Origin of the sequence: Mesorhizobium sp. M5C.F.Ca.IN.020.32.2.1, from assembly GCF_004023105.1 — a bacterium.
In the GTDB taxonomy this organism is placed as follows: Bacteria; Pseudomonadota; Alphaproteobacteria; order Rhizobiales; family Rhizobiaceae; genus Mesorhizobium; species Mesorhizobium wenxiniae.
The window spans coordinates 1-2,754 of record NZ_RZSX01000833.1; the positions used below are offsets into that span (position 1 = coordinate 1).

Below are 2,754 nucleotides of genomic sequence, written 5' to 3' on the forward strand. Positions count from 1 at the left end.
TGGCTGCACCTTTGCCTTGGTCGACAATGCGGCGCTGACGCATCCTATTCTCGACTACGAGCAGGAGCCACCGGCTGAGATCGCCGCGCAGATCGATCGCCGCATTCCGGATTTTGCCGAGACTTTCTCGCCGCTCCTGCCGCTCGGCTTCAACTATGGTCGCCACATGCTGTGGCTGAAGGCGGTGCAACCCAGCGCGTTCGATGCCGCGAAATCGATCATCGGCTATCCGCAATACTGGAGCTGGCGCTTTGGCGGCCGGGCGGTCTCGGAAGTGTCCTATCTCGGCTGTCACTCGCATCTGTGGGCGCCGCGCAAGCGCGATTTCAGTTCGCTGGTCGACGCCGAGGGCTGGCGCGGCCAGATGCCCGCCTTTGAGCGTGCCGGAGCTGTCATCGGCGAGCGGCGCTTCGGTGGGGCAACACAGCCGATTGCCATCCACAACGGTGTCCATGACAGCAATGCGGCGCTCCATGCCTGTCGCCGGCAGGAGCTTGGGCCGGTCACTGTCGTCTCGACCGGCACCTGGGTCGTCGTGCTCAACCCGGACTGCCCGCTCGACGCGCTCGACCGCGACCGCGACATGCTGGTCAATGTCGATGTCGATGCTGGCCCGGTGCCGACCATCCGTTTCATGGGCGGCCGTGAATTCGCGACAATCAGCGCCGGCTGGCAAGGCGCAATCGCCCGCTCCTCGGTACAGCAGGTGATCGACGCCGGCATCATGGCGCTGCCTAGTTTCGCCCCGGGCGGGCCGATGCCTGGCCATCCCGGCGAATTGGTCGGGCGCACACCCAACGCGGAGGAGCGCGCGGCTGTGGCACTGCTCTATGTCGCACTGATGATCGATCTGTGTCTCGACCTGATCCATTCGAACGATACCGTAATCGTCGATGGCGGGCTGAACAGTGGCGGCGTGCTCGCGGCCCTGCTGGCGCAGCTGCGCCCCGGCCAGCCCTTCATGCAGGGCGCCACGCTGGAGGGCAGCGCCACCGGAGCGGCGGCTCTTGCCTTCGAGAGTGTTGGACGCGAATTTGCCGCCGAGGCGCCGGAGCCGGTGTGCGCCTCCGGCTTCGCTGGTCTTGCTGGATACCGCGACAGCTGGCGCGGCCTCTCCGGCGATCGAGGCATCGTTGAAACTGCAGCGCGAGGTGCACGATGACCGCCGCTGCCCAAATCGAGACGGCGCGCCAGCCGATGCTGGAGATGCGGCACATCTCCAAGACGTTCGGCCCGATCCGCGCCTTGCAGGACGTGTCGCTGACCGTCCACGCCGGCGAACTGCACGCGCTGATGGGCGAAAACGGCGCCGGCAAGTCCACGCTGATGAAGGTGCTGTCCGGCGCGTATCGGCCGGATCCAGGCGGCGATATCCTGATCGACGGCACACCGGTTGCGACCGGCGACCCGATCAAGGCGCGCGCCAACGGCATTGCGGTCATCTATCAGGAGCTGTCGCTGGCGCCCAACCTGACGGTTGCGCAGAACATCTTCCTCGGCAACGAGCCGAGACGGTTCGGCATCGTCGACCGCGATCAGTGCAATCGGCGCGCTAACGAGATCATCGCACGGCTCGGCGTCTCTTTCTCGGCGCGGGACTCGGTCTCCAGCCTGTCGCTCGGCGAACGCCAACTGGTCGAGATCGCTCGCGCGCTGTCGACCAGCGCGCGCATCATCGTCATGGACGAGCCGACCACCTCGCTGACCTCGCGCGAGACGGACAGGTTGTTCGAGGTCATTGCGACGCTGAAGTCGCAGGGCATCGCCATCATCTACATCAGCCACCGGATGGAAGAGGTCTACCAACTTGCTGACCGTGTCAGCGTGCTGCGCGACAGCGGCTTTGTCGGCACGCTCGACCGCGCCGATCTGAACGCCTCGCGCCTCGTTTCGATGATGGTTGGCCGTGATCTGTCCGCCTTCTACAAGAAGGATCACCGCCCGCCGGACAGCAAGCGCGCGATCGCGCTATCGGTACAGGGCATGTCGGACGGCAATCTTTTGAAGGACTGCTCCTTCGACCTGCACAAGGGCGAAGTCTTGGCGCTGGCGGGCCTGGTCGGCTCGGGCCGCACCGAGCTCGCACGGCTGATCTTCGGTGCCGACAGGCACACATCAGGCACGCTGGAACTCGACGGCAAGCCGATAGCCATCGGCTCGCCGCGCGAGGCGCTGGACGCCGGCATCGCCTATCTCACCGAAGACCGCAAGGAACTCGGTCTGTTTCTCGACATGTCGATTTCCGACAATATCAGCATGGGCGTGCTCGCAAGGGACGCGCAGGCCGGCGGCCTGCGCGACTTCGCCACGGCCGAAAGGCGCGCCGCCAAGGCCGTTTCCGACCTCTCCATTCGCACCAGGTCGGTGCAGGCCAATGCCGGCTCGCTGTCGGGCGGCAACCAGCAGAAGGTGCTGCTCGCCCGCCTGCTCGAAACCGAGCCGCGGGTCCTCATCCTCGACGAGCCGACTCGCGGCGTCGATGTCGGGGCGAAGTCCGAAATCTACCGGCTGATCGACGATCTCGCCAAGAAGGGCATCGCCATCCTGATGATCTCCAGCGAACTGCCGGAGGTGATCGGCGTCGCCGACCGCGTGCTGGTGATGCGCGACGGCACTATCGCTGGCGAAGTTATGGCATCCGCCGGCCAGCCGCTCAGTCAGGAAGCAATCATGGAACTTGCAACGGGAGCGGCCAAGGGATGACCGACAAGGCAACCGAGATCAGCGCGGGTGACCCGGCGGTCGGCAGGAGCC

The 2,754-nt window shown here is 65.7% G+C and carries 2 protein-coding genes; both read left to right on the forward strand.

Annotated features, from left to right (window positions below; translation table 11 throughout):
- Positions 1-1,162, forward strand: a 1,162-nt coding sequence (locus EOA86_RS29550; protein ID WP_128344884.1) for a carbohydrate kinase, incomplete at its 5' end; no start/stop codon positions are given.
- A complete protein-coding gene (locus EOA86_RS29555; RefSeq protein ID WP_128344886.1) occupies positions 1,159-2,703 on the forward strand; it encodes a sugar ABC transporter ATP-binding protein in 1,545 nt (514 codons plus the stop codon). The genes EOA86_RS29550 and EOA86_RS29555, both read left to right, overlap by 4 nt.
- Positions 2,704-2,754: the final 51 nt, after the last annotated feature.